The organism is Mucilaginibacter flavus (assembly GCF_030409315.1).
Lineage (GTDB): Bacteria > Bacteroidota > Bacteroidia > Sphingobacteriales > Sphingobacteriaceae > Mucilaginibacter > Mucilaginibacter flavus.
In genome coordinates, this window is sequence record NZ_JAUFPS010000012.1 from 20,603 (window position 1) to 43,680 (window position 23,078).

At 43.0% G+C, this 23,078-nt stretch carries 11 protein-coding genes; all 11 read left to right on the forward strand.

The genetic code is table 11. The features are described from left to right. Position 1 precedes the first annotated feature (1 nt). The gene (locus tag QWZ17_RS02800; RefSeq protein ID WP_290303377.1) at positions 2 to 1,507 is read left to right on the forward strand and encodes an O-antigen ligase family protein; all 1,506 of its coding nucleotides are present in this window, start codon (positions 2 to 4) and stop codon (positions 1,505 to 1,507) included. A gap of 12 nt (positions 1,508 to 1,519) precedes the next feature. Then, positions 1,520 to 2,134: an acyltransferase gene (locus QWZ17_RS02805; RefSeq protein WP_290303379.1), complete on the forward strand. Its 615-nt coding sequence runs from the start codon at positions 1,520 to 1,522 to the stop codon at positions 2,132 to 2,134. A 9-nt stretch (positions 2,135 to 2,143) separates the two neighbouring features. Further along, entirely contained in the window at positions 2,144 to 3,490 is a 1,347-nt protein-coding gene (locus tag QWZ17_RS02810) for an oligosaccharide flippase family protein (RefSeq protein ID WP_290303381.1), read from the forward strand. A 1-nt stretch (position 3,491) separates the two neighbouring features. Beyond that, positions 3,492 to 4,703, forward strand: a complete 1,212-nt coding sequence (locus QWZ17_RS02815) for a glycosyltransferase (RefSeq protein ID WP_290303382.1) — start codon at positions 3,492 to 3,494, stop codon at positions 4,701 to 4,703. 63 nt (positions 4,704 to 4,766) lie between these two features. After that, positions 4,767 to 5,957 carry a glycosyltransferase family 2 protein gene (locus QWZ17_RS02820; RefSeq protein WP_290303383.1) on the forward strand — a complete coding sequence of 397 codons (1,191 nt, stop codon included), beginning with the start codon at positions 4,767 to 4,769 and terminating at the stop codon, positions 5,955 to 5,957. A gap of 118 nt (positions 5,958 to 6,075) precedes the next feature. After that, positions 6,076 to 8,733, forward strand: a complete 2,658-nt coding sequence (locus QWZ17_RS02825) for a non-ribosomal peptide synthetase (protein ID WP_290303384.1) — start codon at positions 6,076 to 6,078, stop codon at positions 8,731 to 8,733. A 62-nt stretch (positions 8,734 to 8,795) separates the two neighbouring features. Further along, positions 8,796 to 9,932 (forward strand): acyltransferase family protein, encoded by a 1,137-nt coding sequence (locus tag QWZ17_RS02830; protein WP_290303385.1) that lies wholly within the window; start codon positions 8,796 to 8,798, stop codon positions 9,930 to 9,932. 65 nt (positions 9,933 to 9,997) lie between these two features. Next, on the forward strand, positions 9,998 to 10,918 hold the full coding sequence (locus tag QWZ17_RS02835) for a glycosyltransferase family 2 protein (protein ID WP_290303386.1): 921 nt from the start codon (positions 9,998 to 10,000) through the stop codon (positions 10,916 to 10,918). Further along, positions 10,919 to 12,100 carry a glycosyltransferase family 2 protein gene (locus tag QWZ17_RS02840; protein ID WP_290303387.1) on the forward strand — a complete coding sequence of 394 codons (1,182 nt, stop codon included), beginning with the start codon at positions 10,919 to 10,921 and terminating at the stop codon, positions 12,098 to 12,100. 226 nt (positions 12,101 to 12,326) lie between these two features. Next, positions 12,327 to 18,959, forward strand: a complete 6,633-nt coding sequence (locus tag QWZ17_RS02845) for a polyketide synthase (protein ID WP_290303388.1) — start codon at positions 12,327 to 12,329, stop codon at positions 18,957 to 18,959. Between the two features lie 3 nt (positions 18,960 to 18,962). Continuing rightward, positions 18,963 to 22,991: a non-ribosomal peptide synthetase gene (locus tag QWZ17_RS02850; RefSeq protein ID WP_290303389.1), complete on the forward strand. Its 4,029-nt coding sequence runs from the start codon at positions 18,963 to 18,965 to the stop codon at positions 22,989 to 22,991. The last annotated feature ends 87 nt before the right edge of the window (positions 22,992 to 23,078 follow it).

The following is a 23,078-nucleotide window of genomic DNA, read 5'->3' on the forward strand; positions in this document are numbered from 1 at the left end:
AATGCCATCAAACAAAACAGATAATCATCATAATGCAGGAGGCTTTAGGAGCAATTTATTGCAACAAAAGTTTTCGAGCCCGGTTATGATCTTATTTTTGATTGCAGCCGGTATTTTTATCAGTTTTGTAACTTATAAGGCGCAATTTTTAGGACTGGGCGCTATATTAATTATCCTTATAGGCTTGCCCATGTTGTACGCCGTGGTGGCCTATCCACATTTTGGTATAACCATTTTTATCATTTTTTCCTTTTATATTAACTACGTATCTGAAGTTATCCCAGATTCCATACCTATCGGTACGCTTTTAGATGCTTTAACATATTTGCTCATATTGGGCTATATTATTAAGCAGCGCGATGATAATGATTATAGCTATTTTAAAAACCCCATAAGCAAGCTTATATTGGTTTGGCTGGCATACAACCTGTTGCAGGTTGCAAACCCCGCCGCCTCATCCATACTGGCCTGGGTGTATACCGTGCGTACGGTAGGTTTTATTATGTTGATGTTTTTTGTGTTTTCATATCACATTAAATCAACCAGTTTTATAAAATTTATACTTAAATTATGGCTTTCCCTTGATTTAATTGCAGCTATATCCGCCTTTCAACAGGAAAATTTCGGCTTTTTACCGTTTGAAAAAAAGTGGCTTTACTCTGATCCCTTGCGGGTACAACTGCTGTTTATAGAGGGCCATATGCGTAAATTCGGCACATTTTCTGATCCGGTTACGTTTTCATATAACATGGTAATAGGCAGCCTTATTTGCATGGCGCTAATGATGGGCAAACGTAACACCAGTAAAAAAGTAATGCTGGGTATGCTGGCTGCCTTCTTTTTGTTGGTAATGCTTTACTCTGGTACAAGAGCCGCTTATGTATTAATTCCAGCGTCGCTGGGTATATTGGCTGTTATAAACTTCAATAAGCGCGTATTAACGTTTACGCTGATAGGTGGTTTCTTTTTGGCAGTTTTGATAGTGATGCCAACGTCAAACCCACTTATTAAACGTTTCCAAACTGCATTTAAACCATCTGATGATCCATCATACAACGTAAGGGCCGAAAATCAAAAACGTATCAAGCCGTTTATCTTGTCGCACCCGTTTGGGGGCGGTTTAGGCTCGGTAGGTATCTGGGGACGAAGGTTTGCACCTAACTCCATGCTGGCTAAATTTCCGCCGGATAGCGGTTATGTTCGCGTTGCCGTTGAGATGGGCTGGATGGGACTTATTTTATTTTGTACACTGTTTTTTGTGGTACTAAAAACGGGAATAAATTATTATTTCCAGATCAGAAACCCCGAGCTCAAAAACTACTGCATGGCCATGATATTGGTATTATTTGCCTTTAACATTGGTAACTTTCCGCAGCAGGCACTCGTACAGTATCCATCTATCATATTGTTCCACCTGGCAACGGCTATAATTATAGGTTGTAAACGAATTGACGATGCAGAGCAAAAACTATTACAGGCTAACCAGGCAGATCTACAATTAACATAACAAAGCCAGCCCATGTCACTAACCTCCAAAATAAAATCAAACCCAAAGCTTAAAAAGCTTGTACACTGGATGCTGATCCCAACCGGCGAATCGAGGCCGAGGTTATGGGTACGCTGGTTTGTTACACCATTTTATTATCCCCGTGGCAAAGGCGCCGTTGTAAGGCATTATGCCCGGTTGGACGTGTTTCCGTTTAACAAATTTTCATTAGGCAGTAAAACCATTATTGAGGATTTTGCCACCATAAACAACGGTGTAGGCGATGTTATCATAGGCAACAACTGCGGTATAGGAATAAGCAACGTAATTATTGGCCCTGTTACTATGGGCAATTATGTAATGCTGGCCCAAAACATTGTAGTATCGGGCTTAAACCATGGTTACGAGGATGTAACCCTACCCCCAAGGGTTCAAAAAGTGGTTACCAAACAAATAAACATAATGGATAATGTTTGGATAGGTGCAAACTGCGTAGTTACAGCGGGTGTTACCATAGGCAAACATGCTATAATTGGCGCGGGCAGCGTGATTACCAAGGATATTCCGGATTATTCGGTAGCCGTAGGTAACCCGGCAAGGGTAATTAAAAAATATAATTTTACAACAAACGCCTGGGAAAAAGCGTAAAAATTTAACATGAGTTTTTTTAAAAAACTAATTAACAAGCATACCCTTTCTTTAGCGAGTAACGCCATTATGCCTGTTTTGGGGATGGCTATCCTTGCCCTGATGGCCCGCTATTTGACCAAGCCAGATTTTGGCGATTACATTTTTTTCCTGGTGATATTTACACTTGCCGATACCTTCCGTACCGGTTTTTTGCAAACGTCGCTTATTAAGTATTATGCTGGTACTGATACCGAGCGGTCGGCCAATATAGCAGGATCTGCCTGGTATGTAGGGCTCATGATCATATTTACGTTTGCCATTGCCAACGCGGGTGTTTACCTGTTTTATTTTGGCACCAACCCCAATATGTTCATCATATTAAAATGGTTCAGCATCATATTCCTTTCTACCCTACCCACGGCCATTGCCGGTTGGATTTTACAGGCCGAAGAACGGTTTGATAAACTTTTCATGGTGCAGCTGATAAACCAGGGAGGGTTTTTTATCTCCATCCTGATTATCATCGTGCTACATATAGCAAACTTTCAAAACGTAATTTATTGCTATTTTATTAATAATGTAGTGAGCAGCATTATCACCACGGCACTGGGCTGGTCGCGTATAAAAACCATTGGCAGCAAAAGCTGGGAATCAATTAAGCAACTGGCTCATTTTGGTAAGTTTAGCGTGGGCACCTCTATCAGCTCATACCTGCTGCGCAGTTCAGATACTTTTATCATTAAAATGATGTTTCCATCGGCCCTATTGCCTGTTTATTACATACCACAGCGCTTAATGGAAATTTTTGAAATTCCGTTAAGGGCTTTTATCGCTACGGCCTTACCGGTAATGTCGGCAGCGGTTAACCGCGATGATAAAAAGTACGTATCGTACATCATGAAAAAATATGCCGGGATGTTAACCATGGCGCTTATCCCGGTGGCTATAGTATCATTTTTACTGGCCGATATTATTATAGGAATTTTATTTGGTGGCGATTATAAGCACTCAGACGCGGGCAACATCTTCCGCATTTTTATGTGTTTTGTAATGCTGCTGCCTATAGATAGGTTTTTTGGCATCACCCTGGATATCATTGGTAAACCGCATTTGAATATGATAAAGGTTTTCATCATGCTATCGGTAAACGTAGCAGGCGATTTTGCCGGTATCTTCATTTTCCACAGCTTATACGGTGTTGCTATCGCATCAATATTCACTTTCTTTTCGGGGGCGATATTTGGTTACTGGGCGCTTAAAAAACATTTAAATTTTTCTGTTAAGGATATATTTTACCTCGGTTATCTTGAATTGATAGAGTTAATTGGCATGTTGTTTAAAAAGATCAGGAAAAAAGAGGCAGAGCAAAGTTAATATGGAGCTTAAAAACCGTAACATCATTATATTTTCGCAGATGCAGTTTGATGGCCGGCTGGAATCAACAAACTACACCATGGCCAAACACCTGGCCAAACATAACAACGTATACTATGTTGATAGGCCCTTTACCTGGAAAGACTACATCAAGTTTAAAGATACGCCGGAGTTTAAGATCAGGAAGCCGCATTTCTTCTCGCCCAAAAACAGCATCATTCAAACGGATATCCCAAACCTGAAGATCATTATATCGCCACCGGTACCATCCATCAACGGGCTGCCCGAAGGCAAAATATATCGCGCTGCTGTAAGGTTTAATGAGTTGATAGTTGCCTGGCGATTAAAAAAAGTAATCGAACAACTGGATATCAAAGATTACATTTATATAAACTCCTATAATTACACTTACCCCAACTTTCATAAACTTATCAGCCCTTTACTAACGGTATATCATTGTGTAGACCCGCTGATAGAGGCTTATCAAACCAAACACGGTTTAATCTCTGAAGATATTGTGGTGAAGAGTGTCGACCTCATTATTTGTACCAGCAAAGAACTGCGCAACAACAAAAAGAAGCTAAACAGCAATTCGCATTTTATACCAAACGCGGCCAATATAGCGCATAGTCAAAAAGCGCTGAACCCGGCGTTACCCGTGGCCGAAATACTTTCGGGCATTCCCAAACCGGTAATAGGATATTTTGGTAACATCGAGCGTCGCATTGACTATGATTTACTTACCGAAGTACTGGCGCAAAACAGGGATAAAAGCTTTGTTTTTATCGGTCCGGTTGATATTGATTATGTAGAAATGCCGGTGTTTAAAAACCCCAATGCTTATGTAAAAGGCGCTGTACCTTATGACCAGATGCCGGCAGTTTTAAAAGGATTTGATGTTGCTGTTATTCCGTTTAAAAAGGATGAGGTAAGCAGCTCCATATTCCCGTTAAAATTATTTGAATACTTAGGATCGGGCAGGCCAGTGGTATCTACAGACTTTAACTCCGACTTGAAAGACTTTACCGGTGATACAGTTGCGTATAGTACAAACGCTGCCGAATTTTCTACAGCCATTAACCAGGCGTTAAATGACACGCCCCAATTACAGCAAAAAAGACTGGCTGTAGCTGCCGAAAATACATGGGAGCATCGTATTGAAGAAATTGAAAGCCTTTTGGCATTAAATTTAGATACAAAGGTTAATAACTAATTAACTATAAATACAACTTTAGGGTTGTAAACACAGTAAAAAGACTTAATCAGATACTAAACTATGGAGATCATTAAATTTATTGCTTCGGTAATAATGAGCGCGGCATTCATCTATCTTGGCATTTACTGCGTGTACCTGTTTGTGTTTTCGGTATTGGGGAAAATAGTTCCCATAAAGTACCCGCCGATAGCCACACAGCTTAGCAAATTTGTAATTTACATTTGCGCTTACAAAGAAGATGAAATTTTATTGAACTCCGCCGCGGCCGCTTTAACGCTTGATTATCCTAAAGACAAATTCCACGTTTGTATTATTGCCGACTCCCTAAAGCCCGAAACGCTTGAAAAACTACGGCAGATGCCGCTACAGGTAGTTGAAGTTTTTTTTGAAAACAGCACCAAATCAAAGGCCTTAAACAAGGCAATTGAAAATACCGCCGAAGGTTTTGACGCCGCCGTTGTTTATGATATTGACAACGTTGCTGCCGATGATTACCTGTATCATATCAATAATTACCTGCAAGCCGGCGAAAAAGTAGTGCAAGGACACCGCATTGCCAAAAACATTAATACCAATGTAGCTGTTTTAGATGCCATTAGCGAAGAGATTAACAACCACATTTTTAGAAAAGCACAACGGGTGTTCAACTTTTCGGCTGCTATTATTGGCTCTGGTATGGCCCTTGAATACCAGCTATTTAAACGTACAATGGGCCAAATTGACGCTGTAGGTGGTTTTGATAAAGAAATGGGATTAATTTTAACCCGCCAGAAAATACATGTTGCCTATGCCGAAAAAGCTTTGGTGCTTGATGAAAAAGTAAGTAACCCCGAAGTATTTAAAAAACAGCGTAAAAGATGGTTATCCGCACAGTTTAATTTACTGCGCAAATACGGCATGAGCGGCTTTGGTGAATTATTTATGAAGGGCAATTTTGATTATTTTAACGAGATATACCAAATGTCGATATTGCCAAGGGTACTGATGTTGGGTTTAATGCCGTTTATGCTGCTAATTGCTTTTTTGCTGCCCGCCGGCGTTGGCCCGTCATGGCAGTTATGGTTAGGCGCAACATTATGCTGCTACATTGGTATTGTTGTTGCTATACCGGCAGCGTACTTTAACGGCAAGCTGCTTAGCGCGGCGCTTAAAGTGCCAATGATATTTTTTACCATGTTGTTATTACTGTTTAAATTAAAAGGTGCCAATAAAAAATTTATTCATACCCCGCACGACCATAACGCCGCTTAACGCGTATGTAGTGAAAATGCAGATTTTATCCTTTGGGATATTTGCCGAAATCGGGAATAATTAAAATGAATTAGCGCCTCAATTGTTAATATAAATAGCTTTATAAAATACCCCAGATATGGATACTTTTGAAAAAACTAATGGTTTAAGCCAGCTAAACAATACAGCGGTTGATTATCCAAAAGATAAAGCGCTACATCATCTTATTGCAGAGCAGGCATTTAATAATCCTGATAAAACTGCGCTGGTATTTGAAGAACGTTCACTTACTTTTAAAAATGTAAATGAGGCCGCCAATAAACTGGCCAGGCATTTACTAACCTATAATATAAAAACCGGCGATATCATTGGTCTTGCCCTTGATCGCTCGCCAGAAATGGTCATCTCATTGCTGGCTATCCTAAAAACCGGTGCCGCCTACGTACCGCTTGATCCCGAATATCCAAAAGATAGGGTTGAGTTTATGATGGAAGATTCGGCAGCTAAAATCCTGCTTACGTCACAAAAATTCAAAGGCCATTTCACCTCTGTAGCCCAGGAAGTTTTAATTGAAGATGCCCTTGATAAATTTGACAGCTACAGCGCCGATGAACCGGACACCATTGTAACCGGCACCGATCTGGCTTATGTATTGTTTACATCAGGCTCAACCGGTAAACCAAAAGGCGTACAGATTAAACACCATAACCTGGTTAACTTTTTGTTGAGCATGGCTAAAGAGCCGGGCCTTACCCCTGCCGATAACTTATTAGCCGTAACCACCATATCATTTGATATTGCCGGTTTGGAATTGTTTTTACCACTGTTAACCGGCGCTAAATTGATTGTAACCGATGCGATAACCGCGAAGGACGGTCGCGCGTTGATTGACCTTTGTTTGGCACAGCAAATTACGGTAATGCAGGCTACTCCTTACACCTGGCGTGTAATGCTTGAAGCCGGCTGGGACCAAAAACTGCCTTTAAAAATACTTTGTGGCGGCGAAGCCCTGCCAAAAGATTTGATCAATAAATTAATTGCCCGCAGCTCGCAATTGTGGAACATGTATGGCCCTACCGAAACTACGGTATGGTCGACAGTGAAACTGATCACCAACGATACCGATATCACTATTGGTAAACCGGTAGATAATACCCAGGTTTATATATTGGATGAAAAATTGAACAATTTTACCGATGGTACCATTGGCGAAATTTACATTGGCGGCGATGGGGTTGCCAAAGGCTACTTAAACCGTTTAGAATTAACCAATGAGCGTTTTGTAGACGATATCTTCTCGGGTGTGGAAGGCAGCAAAATGTACCGCACCGGCGATTTGGGCAAGATACGTGAGGATGGAGAGATTGTTTGTCTTGGCCGTATAGATCACCAGGTAAAGGTGCGCGGTTACCGCATTGAGCTGGAAGAAATTGAACAAAACCTGCTAAAGCAGGAAAATGTAAAACAAGCCGTTGTTATAGCGCGTGAAGATGTACCCGGTAACCCACGGCTGGTAGCTTATGTGATAGTTAACGAAACCATACCAGAAGCCACCCTGAAAGCGCAATTTGAGGCATGGCAAAAAGGCTTGCTTGATGTACTGCCCGAGTATATGGTACCGGATGATTTTGTGTTGATGGAGGTAATTCCGATTACGCCTAACGGCAAAATTGACCGTAAAGCACTCCCTAAACCAGATTACGGTGATATAAAACGTACCGGCGACTTTATTGCCCCACGTACCGAAAACGAAAAACTGGTTGCCGAAATTTGGCAGGAGTTGATGGGCATTAAAAGCATCAGCATTGGCGATAACTTTTTTGAACTGGGTGGCCGGTCATTAGTGGCTGTGCAAATTATGGCCCGTATTGAAAAAGAAACCGGTAAACGTTTGCCATTGGCTACGTTGTTTGAGCATGCCACCATCGAAAAACTGGCCGCAAGGTTGGATATCGACCCGGCATCTATTACCTGGGAATCATTAGTACCTATTAAACCAACAGGCAGTAAAATGCCACTATATATTGTACACGGCGCGGGCTTAAACGTATTGCTGTTTAACGCCCTGGCCATGAATATGGATGCAGATCAGCCGGTTTATGGCTTACAGGCCAAAGGGCTTAACGGTATTGATGAGCCTTTAGATGTAATGGAAGAAATTGCAGCCAATTACATAGCCGAAATTGTGGCTAAAAACCCCGATGGCCCTTACGCGCTGGCGGGTTATTCGTTAGGCGGTATCATTGCTTACGAAATGGCTAAACAATTGATGGCAGCAGGTAAGGAAGTAAAAATGCTGGCCATGTTTGATACTTATGCCGATCTATCTACCGCGCATGATCCGGCTATGAAACGTGCCATCAATAAAGGCGTACTGTTGCTAAAGCAGATAGGCCACACGTTTGTATTGCTTGCAGAAGACCCTAAACGTACCATCGAGTACAAAAGCCTGATTCTGAAACGCAGAATAATTAAACTATTCTGGAAACTGGCTCCCGGTAAGGACCAGAAGAAAGAAGGCTTTTTTGCTTACGACAATGAAATTGATGAGGCAAGCGAGAAAGCGCTTCGCAATTATGTGATTACGCCGTTAAACATAGCCATTGAATTGTTCAGGGCAAAAAAGCGCACTTTTTACATGGCCGACTTTGAGTTTTTAGGCTGGACACCTTTTGCCAAAAAAGGCGTTCATGTTCATGAAATCCCGGGCGAACATAACACCATATTTGCACCACCAAATGATAAGGAATTTGCCGTTGTGTTGCAGAAATGTTTAGACAAGGTATCTAAAGGCTAATACTTACGTACAAGTTAATAGCTTTTAGGAATAATTGTTTTAGCGTTGATAAAATTGGATAAATGTTGGATACACCAATAAATGAAGTTTCTGTAAGTAAAAAGGCAAAGGTTTTCTTCCCCAATTTAAATGGTGTAAGGGCGTTGGCGGCGCTTATGGTTGTGGTATCGCACATTGAACTTCATAAGGTAATTTTTAAAATACGGCGCATTCCCGATACCGATTTATTAAACTTTGGCAAAGCCGGTGTAACCATCTTTTTTTCTTTAAGTGGTTTTTTGATCACTTACCTGCTACTCGAAGAAAAAAGAAACTTTACCACCATCAACTTTAAAGGCTTTTATATGCGCAGGTTGTTACGCATATGGCCGCTGTACTTCCTGGTAGTTTTCTTTGGTTTTTCGGTATTTGGCGGGGGCAGCAAGGCCTTTTGGTTATCGGTATTGTTTTTACCCAACCTGGCCTTTGTATTGCAATTGCTGCCCGCCATATTTGACCCCATATGGTCGATAGGTACTGAGGAACAGTTTTATATTTTTCATCCGCATTTTTTCAGGATAAAAAGCAACCGGAAAATTTTAAATGCCTTACTCATCTTCATAGCATGTATTTACGTTTTTCAGTTTGTGATTGAGCAAACAATGGCTAAACACACCAGCTACCAGGTTATACACATGCTGCTGTATTACTCCCGCTTTGATAACATGATGATAGGTGCCGTTATTGGTCTTATTTACCACAATACCAAACACCCACAGTTTAAATTCAGGTTTCAGCGCCTGTTTGATGCTATTTTTAAAAAAGCATCGCAGTATATTCTACTCAACGCATTTTTGATCTTCCTGATATTTTACCTTTGTTTTGATATCCCCCACGGTGATGTGGTGATATCCGCTTTGGCGTCGCTGCTTATCGTAAACCTTTGCGAGGCCGAAAACACCATTTATTCGTTAAACCACAAGTACCTTAATTTTATTGGTCAAATATCATACAGTGTTTACCTGCTGCACAAATTTGTGCTGTTTTTGGTATTATACCTGGTACACCTGTACCTGCCGGCCGGTAGTTTAATTATTGAAAACATTATAATTTACAGTGCTATCATTTTAGGATCTATAGGAGTTGGCTCATTATCATACTATGGATACGAAAAACCGTTTTTAACTATCAAAAAACGGTTTCAGAAAATAACACAGTAAGGTTTTAAACTTTAACATTCCATGGTGTTTATACGTACAAAAGCACCATCACATTATCAGCATAAATGAAAAAGGTATCTGTTGTTACCGTAAACTTTAACCAGCCGGTTATTACCGAGGAGTTGCTGTCATCGATAGCGCTAACTAACACTTATGCCGCGCTGGAAATCATTGTGGTTGATAATGCCAGTAAAGAAAACCCCGTACCCACCTGGCAAACAAAATATCCCGATATTAAATTTATCCGCTCGGAAGTTAATCTGGGTTTTGCAGGCGGCAATAATCTGGGTATTAAAGAGGCCACCGGCGATTACCTTTTTTTAGTTAACAACGATACTGAATTTACTGAAGGGTTGGTACAAAAGCTTGCTGATATTTTGGATACCCACCCGGATGTAGGCATGATTTCGCCGATGATCAAGTACTATAGCAACAAAGACCTTATCCAATACGCCGGGTATACCCCCATGAATTACTATACCTGCGCAAACAGTTGTATTGGTTTAAGGCAAAAAGACGAAGGGCAGTTTGATCATATCACCGGCCCTACGGCCTATTGCCACGGTGCCTGTATGATGATAAAAAAGGAAGCTATTGATAAAGCAGGGTTAATGGCCGAAAACTTTTTTCTATACTACGAGGAAGTAGACTGGTGCGAACATATCCTCCGCGCCGGGTACAAAGCCTGGGTGAATACCGAAGCGTTGATATACCATAAAGAATCGGTATCGGTAGGAAAAAAAAGCGGATTAAAAGTTTACTTTATGACCCGCAACCGCATTTTGTTTACCCGCCGCAACGCGCCGTTTTTCAAGAAGTTGTTTTTCTATTTTTATTTTTTGCTATTGGTTGTACCACGCGATACCCTGAGGCACATCAAAGAGAAAAACTCCAGCTTTATACCTATGCTTTTTAAAGCCGTATGGTGGAATTTTACCCACGCCAAAAACAGTACAGATTTAGGTTACCCTATAAAAACTATATAAATGAAGATCATTTTATTACTTAGCCTCATTATTGTTTTTTACACCTTTGCAGGGTATGGCATACTACTTTATTTTATCATCAAGATAAAAAGAGCTGTGCGTGGCCCTAAAAAAGCTGTTATCGAAGACTTGGATACTCTGCCCACCTGTACGTTGGTAGTCGCGGCTTACAATGAGTCGTACTTTATGCGAGAGAAGATTGAGAATACCCTTAAGTTAAACTACCCGACCGGCAAATTAAAATTGCTTTTTATTACCGATGGTTCCTCGGATAATACGCCTGATATCATTGCCGAATATCCGCAGATAGAACTGATGCATAAACCCGAACGTGCCGGTAAAATTGCCGCTGTACATCGCGCTATGGACTATGTAACTACCGATGCCGTGGTATTTACCGATGCCAATACTTTTTTGAATAAAGACGCGCTGATCAAAATTTGCCGCCACTATGCCGACCCAACCGTTGGTGCCGTAGCAGGCGAAAAACGCGTACATATTGACGAAAACGCCGACGCCAGCGCCGCCGGCGAAGGTTTTTACTGGAAGTATGAGTCGGCATTAAAAAAATGGGACTCAGAACTATATTCGGTAGTGGGTGCCGCGGGTGAGTTATTTAGCGTGAGGCGCTCATTGTATCTGCCGGTTCATTCCGACACAGTGCTGGATGATTTTATGATTTCGATGCTGATAGCCGAAAAAGGTTACCGCATTATTTACGAACCGGAAGCTTATGCCACTGAAACGGCATCAGAAAACGTAACCGAGGAATTGAAACGCAAGATAAGAATAGCGGCGGGCGGCATTCAATCTATATTAAGATTAAAAAGCCTGTTTAACCCTTTCCCCTACCCAATTTTATCGTTTCAATACATCAGCCATCGTGTTTTAAGGTGGACGGTTACCCCGTTCTTGCTAATCCTTTCCTTCGTATTAAACATAGCTATAGCCCTTGAACCGGGAGCCACCGGATGGCAGGCTTTGTTAGCCGCGCAAGTATTTTTTTACCTGTTGGCCTTTTTGGGTTATGTGATGGAAAAACGACAGTTACGCATTAAGGCGCTGTTTATCCCCTATTACTTTTGCGTAATGAATTACGCGGTTTTAGCGGGCATCATCAGGTATTTTACCACAACACAAAGCGCTGTTTGGGAAAAAGCACAACGCAGGCAAACCGCGTAAATAAAATATTAGTTTAAACATTTAACATAACTTAGCTGGCAATATTGACGTATAATTAACATGTAACAATATTGCCATTAAAGCAATGAAATTGCATTTAAACCGAATAGTAATATAAATAAATTGCTATCTTCCACTGGTTAAAATAACCTGCAAAATTATTTTAAATACCCCTGTTACAATAATAATCAGGCCAGTAGAACCATAGCTAACCTCATCAAACTTAATGAATATTAATACCGGAAGTGTAGTTGAAGAAGGTATCAATAGTACCACGTATGTCCACCAGTTATTTGAGCAGCAGGCGCGGATAACACCCGATGTTGCAGCCGTCATTTACGGCAACCGGCAGCTCACTTACAGCGAGTTAAACCGGCAGGCCGATAGCCTGGCAGCCCATATTTTAAAACAATCTCCACAATCAAACATAGTTGGTGTAAGTGCGCTACGCAAAATTGAAACCATAGTTAGTGTACTTGCTATCCTTAAAGCCGGCAAAGCTTATTTGCCGCTTGATGCGGATTATCCTAAAGACAGGCTTGAACAGATCATCTCCGATTCGGGCATTGACATTTGCCTGGTTACCGAAGGTCAAAAAGTTTTTTTTGAATCGCTGCCCGTAAATCTTGTGCTGTCGGATCAAACTTATGCCCAATCAGAAACACCATCACCGGCAAACAAACCCGATGGAGCTTATGTGCTTTATACATCCGGCTCAACAGGTACCCCTAAAGGTGTTGTGATGGGTCATGCCGCGTTGGTTAACCTGCTGCTGTGGCAAAAAGAAAAATCCATAGCGCAAGCCGGCACCAACACCCTACAATTCGCGCCTTTAACTTTTGATGTATCGTTCCAGGAGGTTTTTGCCACACTATCAACAGGTGGTACCTTGGTGTTGATTGAGGAAGAATTACGTATTGACCCGGTTAAGCTATTGGATTATATTGAAGATCAATCCATCAACCGCATCTTTTTGCCTTTTGTGGTGTTGCAATATTTAACCGAGGCTGCCATTGCCAACAAACATATCCCGGCTTGCCTACAGGAGGTAATGACCGCCGGCGAACAGCTAAAAGTTACCCCGCAAATCATAGCGTTTTTTAAGGCCTTACCAGATGCTGTTTTGTATAACCAATACGGACCAACAGAAACGCACGTAGTAACCGAGCTTAAGTTAAGCGGCGATGCCGCATTATGGCCAGCGTTACCAACCATCGGTATCCCAATAAGCCAAACGGAGATTATCATACTCGATGAAAATCTTAAAGTCCTACCCTATGGTGAAACCGGTGAACTTTGCGTTGCCGGTATTAGCCTGGCCAACGGCTATTTGAACAAACCCGGGCTTACTGCTGAAAAATTTACCACCTACAAGGAAACCGAAGATAAAACCACCCGTATATACCGTACCGGAGATTTGGCCCGTTACCTGCCCGATGGCAATATTGAGTACCTTGGCCGTAAGGATACCCAGGTAAAAATTCGTGGCAACCGGGTGGAGTTGGGCGAAATTGAAGTTTTGCTGAACCAGTTAGAAAACATCCAGCAGGCCATAGTAATTGCCCGCGAAGATGCTGCCGGGCAGAAAAGGTTACTGGCTTATTTAGTTTCCTCGTCTGATGAGCAAAATACAGCCACGGTACGTAAAAGCCTGGAGCAGCAACTGCCCGATTTTATGCTGCCTTCCGCCTACGTTTGGTTAAAGAAACTACCTAAAACCACCAGCGGCAAGGTTGATAGAAAAGCCCTCCCAAGTCCAGGTTTGGAAAGACCCCAATTGGCTACTTTATACAAAGCGCCAGCCACCCGGATAGAGAAAAACATTACAGCCATTTGGTCGGCGTTGTTGCAGATAGAAAAAATCGGGATTGACGATGACTTTTTCTTACTTGGCGGTAATTCATTGCTGGCTTTAAAAACAGTTGCCACCTTAAAACAGGATTTAAATTTAGATGTGCCGATAACCAAGTTATACCAATATCCAACTATTAGCGGATTGGTTAACTTTTTAAGCGGATCAAACAAAGCAGCCCCGCTCCTTTCAGTCAAAAAAAACAAAGATAACACAGCTAACCAGGACATTGCCATTATTGGCATGGCAGGCCGTTTCCCGGGCGCAAACACCATTGATGAATTTTGGCAGTTATTGAGTGATGGTAAAGAGGCCACTACATTTTTTACAGCCGATGAAATAGATAAATCCATACCGGCGAATGTTAAAAATGATCCTTACTATGTAAAAGCAAGGGGCATTATTGATGGAGCCGATCAGTTTGACGCTGGTTTTTTCGGCTTTAACCCACGCAATGCCGAACTGATGGACCCGCAGCAGCGCGTCTTTTTAGAGATAGCCTGGGAAGTGCTGGAAAAAACAGGTTACCTGCCGCAAAAGTACAGCGGTCTGGTGGGCGTTTTTGCAGGTTGCGGTTACAATACTTATTACAACAATAATGTGCTCACCAATCCCGAAATTGTAGAGCGTACCGGGCATTTCCAGGTAAGGCTTTTAAATGAAAAGGATTATATAGCCACCCGCACAGCCTTCCAGTTAAATTTGGAAGGACCGGCTGTGGCCGTTTACGCGGCTTGTTCTACCTCGTTGTTAGCAGTGGCTCAAGCGGTGAGCAGCATCCGCAATGGACAATGCAGTGTAGCTATCGCGGGCGCTGCATCTGTTACCTCGCCGGTGAACAGCGGCCATTTTTACGAGGAAGGCTCCATCATGAGTATCGATGGCCATACCCGCACCTTTGATGCCCAAGCAACCGGTACTGTATTCAGCGATGGCGCGGGCGTGGTATTGTTAAAATCATTAGAAGATGCCAAACGTGATGGGGACACCATTTATGCTGTAATTAAAGGCGTTGGTATAAACAACGATGGTGCTGCCAAAAGTAGTTTTAGCGGCCCAAGCGCCATTGGCCAGGCCGGTGCTATAGCTATGGCTATTGACGACGCCGGAGTTGAGGCATCGAGCATCAGCTACGTGGAAGCCCACGGCACTGCCACCCCATTGGGCGACCCTATAGAAATTGAAGGTTTGAGCCTTGCTTTTGGCTTACAGGATAAAAAACAGTTTTGCGCTATTGGCTCTGTTAAGAGCAATATGGGCCATTTAACCGCCGCATCCGGCGTGGCCGGATTGATCAAAACTGCCTTGGCTATGCGCAACAGGCAAATTCCGCCCTCGCTATTTTATAACCAGATTAACCCTAACATCGCCATTACTGATAGTCCATTTTATGTTAATGATAAACTGGCTAATTGGAATATCGATGGCATTCGCCGTGCCGGCGTAAGCTCGTTTGGTGTGGGCGGTACCAATGTGCATGTGGTATTGGAGGAGTTTGAAGTTGCCCCGGCTGTTGAAGCTGAAAGTAAGCCGTTAAAGCTGATAACATGGTCGGCCAAAACCGAAACCAGTTTGAATAATTACGCTCAGAAACTGGGCGCTTTCATCAACCAAAATAAAACTGCAAACACAGCCGATGTAGCTTACACACTACAAACCACCCGAGCTGATTTTAACCAACGCAGGTTTGTTATAGCAGCCGATAATGAAGCGCTGTTAACTAAGTTAAATACGCCTGAAACAGATCCATCTGCATCAAAAAACCTGACCGCTAACGCATCGGAGGTTGTATTTATGTTTCCGGGCCAGGGCTCACAATACGCGGGTATGGGTTTGGAACTTTACCAAACAGAGCCTGTTTTTGCCGCGGCGGTTAATGAATGTATCAGCCTGCTAAAGGGTACCGTGCATGAAAATCTTTTGAATATCATTTACCCTAAAGTAGCCGATCCTGCATCGACAGAAAAAATAAAACAAACCCTATATGCCCAGCCTGCCATATTCATTTTAGAGTATGCTATGGCCAAACTATGGATGAGCTACGGTATTGAACCGCAGGTATTAACCGGGCATAGTATTGGCGAATTTGTTGCCGCGCATTTGGCAGGTGTATTTAGCCTTACCGATGCTGTAACACTAATTTCAGAAAGGGCCCGTTTGGTAAACAGTGTTGAACCAGGCAGCATGTTATCTGTACGCCTCGACGCGGCGAAACTGGAAACCATGTTACCGGCCAAACTATCCATAGCAGCAATTAACACCCGTAAATTATGCGTAGTTGCCGGGCCAACCAGCGTTATTAATTCATTTGCCGAACAATTATCTGCCGAAGGCATTCCAAGCCGCCCCTTGTTAACCAGCCATGCCTTCCACTCGGCCATGATGGATGGTATTGTAGGCGAATTTGAGGAGATAGTAAGATCGATAAAATTAAATATTCCTGTTAAACCTATCGTATCTACCGTTACCGGTAACTGGATGAGCGGTGCCGAAGCTACAGACCCTACTTACTGGTCGCAACACCTGCGTAAAACGGTTCGGTTTGCCAACGCTTTGGATACCTTACAGGAAGACCAAGGCAGGCTTTATTTGGAAGCCGGCCCTGGAAATATATTAGCCACTTTAACCAGACAACATATTGCCGATAGGAATGTTACTGTTATATCGGGATTTGAAAAAAACGAAACTAATGGTGAGTATTACCACGTATTAAAGGCACTCGGTATGCTATGGTTAAATGGCGTTGAACCGGTATGGCTAAACGTTTATAAGGGGCAACAACGTAAAAGGATTGATTTGCCTACATACGCCTTTGACCATCAACGCTACTGGCTTGAACCGGCTGTAACTAACAATACTGTTGAAACCATTGCCAGCGATGCTGCAACACAACCAGAAATTATAAGTATGCAAACGAGAAAAGATCTGTTAATTGATAAACTAAGGGCAATATTTGAAGATGCATCGGGCATTGAAATTGACGCGGCAGGCACAGGGATAAACTTTATCGAAATAGGTTTTGATTCGTTATCATTAACACAGATAGCCACCAATCTTAAAAAACAGTTTAATGTTCCCATAACCTTTAGGAAATTATTTGAAGAGTATAACAGCCTTGTTTCCTTGGCAGGGTATTTAGATGCCAGCCTGCCCGCAGATGTATTGAAACCTGAGGCAGCCTCACCAGCGCCTGTGGCAACGGCTTTTCAGCCGTCGTTGTTTACAGCTCCTGTAAGTTCATCTTATGCTGGCGGTACTGGCAGTGATCAAATGATCAATATCATATCGCAACAACTTCAATTACTAAGTAATCAACTATCCCTGATACAGAGCGGTGGCTCACAAGTACAGCAAGCCCCTCCTGTTCATTATAATGCCGTGTCACCGGCTATTACCCCGGTAAAGGCAGATCACCAGGGATTGGAGTTAACGGCTGAAGAGCAGATCGAACTAAAGAAACCATTTGGCGCTACCGCCCGAATTGAAAAACAAACTTTAGAGTTAGACGAAAAACAGACCACCTTCTTAGACGATTTGACCATAAAATACAATGCCAAAACCAAAGGCAGTAAAGCCCAAACCCAAAAAGATCGCCCCTACATGGCCGATCCGCGGGTGGTAAGCGGTTTCCGTCCGTTAACTAAGGAGGTTGTTTATCCCTTAGTTGTCAACAAATCAAAAGGGAGTCACGTTTGGGATATCGACGGTAATGAATATGTTGATGCGCTAAATGGATTTGGCTCAAACTTTTTAGGCTACCAGGTTGATATACTTAAAAAAGCGGTACTTGAACAGGTAGAAAAAGGTTATGAAATAGGTCCGCAGCATGAATTGGCTGGTGATGTTTGTAAACTAATTTGTGAGTTTACCAATTTTGACCGCGCGGCAGTTTGCAACACCGGCTCAGAAGCGGTTTTAGGGGCTATGCGTATTGCGCGTACGGTAACCGGCAGGTCAACCATTGTAGCCTTCAGCGGATCATACCATGGTATTAATGATGAGGTTATTGTTCGCGGTACCAAAAAATTAAAAACCGTTCCGGCAGCGCCGGGCATTATGCCCGAGGTTGTGCAAAATATGCTCATACTGGATTACGGCACTGAAGAAACACTTAAAATAATTGCCGAGCGCGCGCATGAATTTGCTGCCGTATTGGTTGAGCCGGTACAAAGCAGGCGACCGGAGTTTCAGCCGGTAATGTTCCTGAAAAAACTGAGGGAGATCACCCAAAAATCTGAAACAGTGTTGATTTTTGACGAAGTAATTTCGGGTTTCAGAATGCACCCAGGCGGCGCGCAGGCCATGTTTGGCATCAAAGCCGATTTGGGTACTTATGGTAAAGTTATCGGCGGCGGTATGCCTATTGGTGCCATTGCCGGCATCAAAAAATACATGGACGCGCTTGACGGCGGCACCTGGCAATATGGCGATGACTCGCAACCAGAGGCAGGTGTAACTTATTTTGCAGGTACTTTTGTGCGCCATCCTTTAGCTTTGGCTGCAGGTAAGGCTACCCTGCTTTACATGAAAGAACGTGGCCCCGCATTACAGGAAGAATTGAATGCACGTACCAAACGCTTAAGCGATGCCATAAACACGTATTGCGAGGAGACCGGTATTCCGTTGTATTCACCGTCTTTCGGGTCACTATGGAAAATCAAGTTTAAATATGAGCTGGCTTATGGCGAGTTATTATTTACATTGATGCGTTACAAAGGTATCCACATATGGGATTTGTTCCCTTGCTTTGTAACCGCGGCGCATACCGATGATGAGATAGACCTTATCATTAAAGCATTTAAAGAAAGTGTTGATGAGTTAATCGAGTCGGGCTTCATGCCAACTGAAAAACCTCAGAAAACCGATAATACACCAATAGCTCTGCCTGCGTCTCCTCCTGTTCCGGGTGCTAAATTGGGCCGTGATAAAGACGGCAACCCCGGGTGGTTTGTTAGTGATGACAATAACCCCGGCAAATTTTTACAGGTAAAAACAAGCAGTAACTAAATTTTGGATACCTTACACACATACAATACTACCCCGGTTGATTTTGACCCTTTCGCCGGGCCCGAACTGCAAATGGTCGCTCCGGCTACGGAATCGCAGCTGGAGATCTGGACATCGTGCCTTATTGGCGGCGATGGTGCTAACTGTGCCTACAATGAATCATTCTCGCTCCTGCTGAGCGGAACGTTTGATCGTAGCGCCATGACCAGCGCCTTACAAGACCTTGGCAACCGCCACCAGGCCCTGCGCTCGTGCTTTAGTGCCGATGGTAAGTACACCTGCATTTACACCAACCTGCAAATTGATGTAGATTACCAGGATTTATCACAACAATCGGCAGAAGATCAACAGTTATTTATCAGCAATTTTAATAAAGTAGTAGCCTTAACCCCTTTTGATTTAGTTAACGGCCCGCTTTTTAAAGCAAGCCTGATGAAACTTGGCGAACAGGAACACCTGCTGACGTTAGTAGCGCACCACATCATTTGCGATGGCTGGTCAATAGGCATCATGATGCAGGACTTGAGCACATTTTATTCTGCATATGTAAAAAACGAAGCGGTCAAATTGCCGGATGCCCCCCTGTTTAGCGATTATGCCGCCGAACAACTGGCTTACGAGCAAACTACCGAATTTAAAGAGACCGAAAAATACTGGATCAATGAATTTAAAGGAAGTGGCCATTACGTAAACCTGCCGCCCGATTTGCCCCGCCCTTCGGTTCGCACGTTTAAAAGTCATCGCGATGATTTTAATTTAGATCCTGCGCTTACACTCGATTTAAAAAAATTAGGCAAAACCAATGGGACAAGCTTTGTTACCACGCTCGTAGCCGCTTTTGAGGTATTTTTACAGCGCTTAACGGGTCAGGATGAAGTGATATTGGGGTTGCCTGCCGCAGGGCAATCTGCAACCGGTACGTTCAGGCTGGTTGGTCACTGCGTGAACCTGTTAGCTTTACGCAGCAAGCCTAAAGCCGATCAAACTTTCCGCAACTATTTAAAGATCAGAAATTCGGCCATACTGGATTCTTATGATCATCAGTTATACACCTTTGGCAGCCTGCTAAAAAAACTGAGTATTCCGCGCGATGCCTCAAGGATTCCGCTGGTGCCGGTGATGTTTAATATTGACATGGGTATGGATGATGATGTGGCCTTTTACGGCTTAAAGCATCATTTGCACAGCAATCCAAGGGAATATGAAAACTTCGAGATTTTTGTAAACATTTCTGGGCGCGGTGATGCCCTGATATTGGAGTGGTCGTTCAACACGCAGCTTTTTCAACACTCAACCATCAGTAACATGATGGCCGAGTTTGAATTTTTATTAAGGCAGCTTGTTGCCGACCCTGATACTTTGTTGGGCAACATTCCTTTAAAAAATACAAGCGCGCTTATCAGCCAGCTTAATATGTGGAACAACACCGGGGCTACTTATAATAAAAACCAACCTTTACACCAGGTTATTAGTCATCATGTTGCCCAATTTGGCGACAATGTTGCCGTAAAATTTGGTTTAAATCCCCTAACCTACCAGCAGCTTGACAGCAAGGCAAACCAGTTTGCAGCTATGCTGATTAACCAGGGCGTAAAAAAAGGCGACAAGGTGGCTTTTGCTATTGACCGTTCGGCCGAAATGGTAGCCGTGATGCTGGGCATTATGAAAACCGGGGCAACGTATATACCGCTCGATCCGCAGTTCCCGTTAGGACGCATCAATTATATGTTGAGTGATTCGGCGGCGGCAGTACTTATCGCTTCCAAAAAATACAAAAGCAGGTATCTGTCAAATGCCAAAGAAATTGTATTGGAAGATGCCTGGGCATCCTTAGATCAATTCCCTGCTACTGATCCCGCCGTTACATTAACCGGTGACGATCTTGTTTACATCCTGTACACCTCCGGCTCAACAGGTAACCCTAAAGGTGTACAAATAAGCCACAGCAGCCTCATTAACTTTTTGTATAGCATGCAAAAAGTACCTGGTGTTACAGCTGCCGACAAGTTATTAGCGGTAACAACTATCAGTTTTGATATTTCGGGCCTGGAGTTGTTTTTGCCCTTAATCAGCGGCGCCCAGGTAGTTATTGCCGATAGCGATACCGCGAAAGATGGCAGGGCCTTACTGGATATTGTTAAAGCCGAGGGTATAACCATAATGCAGGCTACCCCTTACACCTGGCGAATTATGCTTGAAGCAGGCTGGGATAGTTCCACACCTTTAAAAGTATTATGCGGCGGCGAAGCTTTACCTAAAGAATTAGCCGAACGCGTGGTACAACAAGCCGCAAGCCTTTGGAATGTGTATGGCCCGACTGAAACCACCATCTGGTCGACCATTAAAGAGATCAAAGCCAACGACGAACTGATTACCGTTGGTCGGCCGATAGATAATACTTCAATTTACATTTTAGATAATTTCCAAAACCCGTTACCTGTTGGTGTAGAGGGCGAAATTTACATTGGTGGTGATGGCGTTGCCAAAGGCTATCTCAATCAACCGGTACTAACTATTGAAAAGTTTGTACCCGATCCATTTTCAAACGTTCACGGCGCTAAGATGTACCGTACTGGTGATATGGGCAGGTTTATGGCCGATGGTGAGATTGAATGTTTAGGAAGGATAGATTCGCAGATTAAAATTCGTGGTTACCGTATTGAGGCCGGTGAAATTGAATACCACCTGATAAACCAATACAATGTAAAAGAAGCTGTAGTTATTGCCCGCCCTGATAAATACGGCGTTGATAAACTGGTTGCCTTCATCGTAATTAAAGACGGCTACCAGGGCGAAACCGATAGCGCGCAAATTAAAGGCTGGCGGGCAGAGTTAAGATCATTACTACCAGATTATATGGTACCAGATGATTTTATCATTATACCGGCCATGCCATTAACGCCAAACGGTAAAATAGATAAAAAGGCTTTAACCAATCAAAACACCAAGCTTGCCGAAAGCATTAACCTGTTTATTGCACCACGTACGGATGTAGAAAAACTGGTGGCCGATATATGGTCGGAGTTTTTGGAGATCAAGAATATTGGTATTTACGATAACTTTTTTGAGCTGGGCGGCCATTCGCTGATTGCTGTACAGGTAATGACCCGTATAGAAAAACTAACCGGCAAACGTTTGCCGCTCGCTGCACTGTTTGAAAACTCAACTGTAGAAAAACTCGCGTTAATGCTGGAAATGGACGGCAAATCAATTGTTTGGGACTCATTGGTACCTATTAAACCGCAGGGTGCTAAAATGCCGATATACATCGTACACGGTGCGGGATTAAACGTATTACTGTTTAATGCCCTTGCTATGAACATGGACGATGACCAGCCGGTTTACGGCTTGCAGGCTAAAGGTTTAAACGGTATAGATGAGCCACTTGACAACCTGCGCGATATCGCGGCCCATTACAACGCATCTATCATGGCGCAAAACCCAACAGGGCCGTACGCGCTTGCAGGATATTCTTTCGGGGGGATTATCGCTTTTGAAATGGCTAAGCAATTTGAGGCCATGGGTAAACAGGTAAAAATGCTGGCGATGTTTGATACGTATGCCTACCGCTCGCCGTATTTTGATCCACTACCGATTCAGTATTACAAACGGGGCAAATTTTTTATGCGTAAGCTAACATACAACCTTACTTTCAAAGAAGGAGTTAGCCATACCATTGTTCAAAACGCGACGGGCGTAAAAAGACGATTAACCCAAACGCTGTGGAAACTGGCTAATGACGAAAAACAGGAAGGCTTTTTTGGCTACTCGAACAAGATAGACGAAATGAATATCCTTGCGGAAAAGAATTACCAATTGAAGCCGTATGATATTGCTGTAGAAGTATTCCGTGCCGAAGACCGCACCTTTTACCTGGATGATTTTGAATACATGGGCTGGAAACCTTACGCCTTAAAAGGTGTAAATGTTCACAAAATACCCGGTAGCCATAATACCATATTTAAAGCGCCAAATGATAAGATTTTCGCCAGCATATTGCAGAATTGCCTGGACGAGGCCGCGAAAAAATAGATTTGCTTAACGATTAATCAAGCCTTACGAAGTTTTTCAAACTTCGTAAGGCTTTCGGTACAGATACCATACTTCGCTCCCCCCTTG

What these genes read in the sequence shown, in the direction of transcription:
- QWZ17_RS02800 (WP_290303377.1), top strand. Translation starts at nt 2, where the DNA reads ATGCCATCAAACAAAACAGATAATCATCATAATGCAGGAGGCTTTAGG.
- QWZ17_RS02805 (WP_290303379.1), top strand. Translation starts at nt 1,520, where the DNA reads ATGTCACTAACCTCCAAAATAAAATCAAACCCAAAGCTTAAAAAGCTT.
- QWZ17_RS02810 (WP_290303381.1), top strand. Translation starts at nt 2,144, where the DNA reads ATGAGTTTTTTTAAAAAACTAATTAACAAGCATACCCTTTCTTTAGCG.
- QWZ17_RS02815 (WP_290303382.1), top strand. Translation starts at nt 3,492, where the DNA reads ATGGAGCTTAAAAACCGTAACATCATTATATTTTCGCAGATGCAGTTT.
- QWZ17_RS02820 (WP_290303383.1), top strand. Translation starts at nt 4,767, where the DNA reads ATGGAGATCATTAAATTTATTGCTTCGGTAATAATGAGCGCGGCATTC.
- QWZ17_RS02825 (WP_290303384.1), top strand. Translation starts at nt 6,076, where the DNA reads ATGGATACTTTTGAAAAAACTAATGGTTTAAGCCAGCTAAACAATACA.
- QWZ17_RS02830 (WP_290303385.1), top strand. Translation starts at nt 8,796, where the DNA reads ATGTTGGATACACCAATAAATGAAGTTTCTGTAAGTAAAAAGGCAAAG.
- QWZ17_RS02835 (WP_290303386.1), top strand. Translation starts at nt 9,998, where the DNA reads ATGAAAAAGGTATCTGTTGTTACCGTAAACTTTAACCAGCCGGTTATT.
- QWZ17_RS02840 (WP_290303387.1), top strand. Translation starts at nt 10,919, where the DNA reads ATGAAGATCATTTTATTACTTAGCCTCATTATTGTTTTTTACACCTTT.
- QWZ17_RS02845 (WP_290303388.1), top strand. Translation starts at nt 12,327, where the DNA reads ATGAATATTAATACCGGAAGTGTAGTTGAAGAAGGTATCAATAGTACC.